Origin of the sequence: Paracoccus sp. (in: a-proteobacteria) (genome assembly GCF_030536915.1) — a bacterium.
Taxonomy (GTDB): domain Bacteria; phylum Pseudomonadota; class Alphaproteobacteria; order Rhodobacterales; family Rhodobacteraceae; genus Paracoccus.
In genome coordinates this window covers 1-3,098 of sequence record NZ_JAUNPC010000079.1, presented here as the reverse complement: position 1 = coordinate 3,098, position 3,098 = coordinate 1, and the positions used below count along the sequence as shown (strand labels likewise).

At 70.3% G+C, this 3,098-nt stretch carries 4 protein-coding genes; all 4 read left to right on the top strand.

From position 1 onward, the window contains the following. The first annotated feature begins 123 nt into the window (after positions 1-123). Positions 124-441, top strand: coding sequence for a cytochrome c (locus Q4F04_RS12185; protein WP_303370092.1), 318 nt, complete (start codon positions 124-126; stop codon positions 439-441). Further along, a complete protein-coding gene (locus Q4F04_RS12180) occupies positions 438-1,649 on the top strand; it encodes a cytochrome D1 domain-containing protein (protein ID WP_303370091.1) in 1,212 nt (403 codons plus the stop codon). Before Q4F04_RS12185 ends, Q4F04_RS12180 begins: the two co-directional genes overlap by 4 nt. After that, entirely contained in the window at positions 1,646-2,626 is a 981-nt protein-coding gene (locus Q4F04_RS12175; protein WP_303370090.1) for an AsnC family transcriptional regulator, read from the top strand. The genes Q4F04_RS12180 and Q4F04_RS12175 overlap by 4 nt, the downstream gene beginning before the upstream one ends. After that, the coding region (locus Q4F04_RS12170) for an Lrp/AsnC family transcriptional regulator (protein ID WP_303370089.1) at positions 2,623-3,098 on the top strand (476 nt) is incomplete at its 3' end. The genes Q4F04_RS12175 and Q4F04_RS12170, both read left to right, overlap by 4 nt.

Sequence of the window (3,098 nt, the reverse complement as noted above, 5' to 3'; positions counted from 1 at the left end):
TTGCGCGTTCGCCGATGGAGGCGCCGGTGCTGTTCATCATCGGCCGCGTCGCGGGGCTTTACGAAACCGCAGCCCTGCCCCTGCCGCGCGAATTGCGCGCCGCGCATCTGCGGGTCGTCGGGAATGGCTGAGACCGGGCTGGTCGCCGCAATCCTCGCGGCATCGGTTTCACTGGCAGCGGCCGGGATCGCGCCCGAGCGGCAGGCCGAGCTTGAACATATGGTGATCCAGGACTGCGGCTCTTGCCATGGGCTGACGATGAAGGGAGGCTTGGGCAAGGCCATCACCCCCGCCGACCTGGCGGGCCATGACCCCGAGGGACTCGCCGCGATCATCCTCGACGGCGTTCCCGGAACGGCGATGCCGCCGTGGCGCCCCCTCATCACCGAGGCCGAGGCGCTGTGGATCGCCGACTACCTGAAGACGGAGAAGACCGAATGATCCGCGCCTGTCTTGCCGCGCTTGCCCTGATCGCCCCTGCCGCCGCGCTGGCGCAGACGGCGGCACCCGATGCGGGCGCCCCGGAATCGGCGGCCCTGCCCGGTCCCGCCGAGGGGCCGCGCGGCACCGGCGATCTGGGCGTGGTGATCGAGCGGGCGACGGGGTCGGTCCTTGTCGTGGACCAGTCCGACCGCGCCGCGCTCTGCCGGGTCGAGGGACTGGGGGATCTGTCGCACGCTTCGCTGACCTTTTCCCCCGACGAACGCTTCGCCTATGTCTTCGGCCGCGACGGCGGGCTGTCCAAGGTCGATATCCTCACCTGCAGGCTGGAAAACCGCGTCGTGCAGGGCGGCAACGCGATCGGCGGCGCGATCTCGGACGACGGCAGGCTGGTCGCCGTGTCGAACTACGAGCCCGGCGGGGTCAAGGTCTTCGACGCCGGCACGCTGGAGCAGGTGGCCGACATCCCCATGGGGTCCAAGACCGTGGGGCTGGCGGACGCGCCCGGGTCGCGCTTTGTCGTCGCCACATGGGACACGGGCGAGGTCTGGGTGCTGGACCATTCCGCCGACCCGGCGGACCCTCAGGTCACGAAGATCGAGGGCGTGGGCGCGAACCCCTATGACGCGCTGATGACGGCGGACGGGCGGACCTATATCGTGGGGCTGTTCGGGGAAAAGGGTCTGACCACCATCGACCTGTGGGCCGACCCCCTGCAGCCGCGGCGCATCCTGCCCGACTACGGCAAGAATGAACCCGACCTCCCCGTCTACAAGATGCCGCATCTTCAGGGCTGGACGCTGGCCGGGTCCACCTATGCCCTGCCCGCCGTCGGACTGCATCAGGTCCTGTGGGCCGATGCCGCAAGCGGCGCGGAAACCGGCCGCACCGCCGTCGCGGGCCAGCCGATCTTCGTCACCGCCCGGCCGGACGGTCGCGAGCTGTGGGTGAACTTCGCCATGCCCGACAACGGAACCGTGCAGGTGATCGACAGCATGACGCATGAGGTGAAACAGACGCTGCAACCCGGCAACGGCATCCTGCACATGGAGTTCACGCCGCGGGGGCGCGAGGTCTGGCTGTCCGCCCGCGACGACAACAAGGTGGTGATCCTCGACGCCCGCACCTACGAGAAGCTGGGCGAGGTCGAGGCGCAGGCCCCCTCGGGCATCTTCTTCACCGCCCGCGCGCACAGGACCGGGCTATGACGGACCTCGCGCCCGACTGCCTCGACACCCGCCTGCTGGACGAGTTTCAGCGCGACCTGCCGCTGGTACCCCGCCCCTTCGCCGCGATGGCCGAGGTCTTGGGCACGACCGAGGCGGACGTGCTTGAGCGGCTGGAACGGCTGCAGGACTGCGGCCGGATCAGCCGCGTGGGCGCGACCTGCCGGCCGAACACGGCGGGCGCCTCGACGCTGGCGGCGCTGGCGATCCCCGAAAGCCGGATCGAGGAAGTTGCGGCGGTGGTCAGCGCCGAACCGGGCGTGAACCATTCCTACCTGCGCGAGGACCGCTGGAACCTGTGGTTCGTCGCCACCGCCCCCTCGGAGGTCGAGCTTGCCGCCTCGGTGGAGCGGATCGAGGCGGCCTCCGGCCTGCCGGTCCTGTCGCTGCCGCTGGTGCGGCCCTTCAACATCGACCTCGGCTTCCGCCTGCGCGGGCCGCGCCAGCCGCTGGGGCTGGACCGCGCCCCCGACATGGAGGTGCTGCGCGAGGAGGATCGCCCGCTGATGCAGGCGCTGTCCGAGGGGCTGGACCTCGTGCCCGCCCCCTTCGCTGCTCTGGCCGACCGGCTGGGCCGCGACGAGGCCGAGATCATCGCCCGCATCGGGGCACTGGCCGAGGCCCGCATCCTGACGCGCGTGGGCGTGATCGTGCGGCACCGGGCGCTCGGCTGGGCCGCGAATGCGATGGTGGTCTGGCAACTGCCCGAGGCCAGCATCGAAGCCGCGGGCCGGGCGCTGTCGCAGGTGCCGGGCGTCACGCTGTGCTACCAACGGCGGCTCGTGCCGGGCGTCTGGGACTGGCCGCTGTTCTGCATGATCCACGCCCGGTCCCGCCCCGAGGCGATGGAGGTGCTGGACCGCGCCCGCGCCCTGCCGGAACTGGCCAGGGTGCCGCACAAGATCCTGTTTTCGACCCGCTGCTTCAAGCAGCGCGGCGCATTGATCGAGGCAGCATGACCCGACCCCAACGCACCGTCCTTCCGCCCGAGGCGCTGGACGCGACCGACCGCGCCATCCTGAACGCCCTGCAGGACGGCTTTCCCCTGACCCCCCGCGCTTACGACGACGCGGGCGCGGCGCTGGGGATCACGGGCGAGAACCTGATCGCCCGCCTGTCCCGCCTGCGCGACCTTGGCGCGATCACCCGCTTCGGCCCCTTCTTCGACGCGGCCGCCATGGGTGGCGCCTTCTGCCTTTGCGCCATGGCCGTGCCCGCGGATCGCTTCGACGAGGTTCTGACCAAGGTCAATGCACACCCCGAAGTCGCGCATAACTATGAGCGGACGCATGCGCTGAACATGTGGTTCGTGCTGGCGACCGATGCGCCCGAGGGGATCGAGCGGACGGCGCGGGCGATCGAGGACGAGACGGGGTTGAAGGTGATGCTGTTTCCCAAGCTGGAAGAATATTTCATCGGCTTCCGGGTGCA

Coding starts and splice junctions, on each gene's coding strand:
- Q4F04_RS12185 (WP_303370092.1), top strand. CDS start 124: ATGGCTGAGACCGGGCTGGTCGCCGCAATCCTCGCGGCATCGGTTTCA.
- Q4F04_RS12180 (WP_303370091.1), top strand. CDS start 438: ATGATCCGCGCCTGTCTTGCCGCGCTTGCCCTGATCGCCCCTGCCGCC.
- Q4F04_RS12175 (WP_303370090.1), top strand. CDS start 1,646: ATGACGGACCTCGCGCCCGACTGCCTCGACACCCGCCTGCTGGACGAG.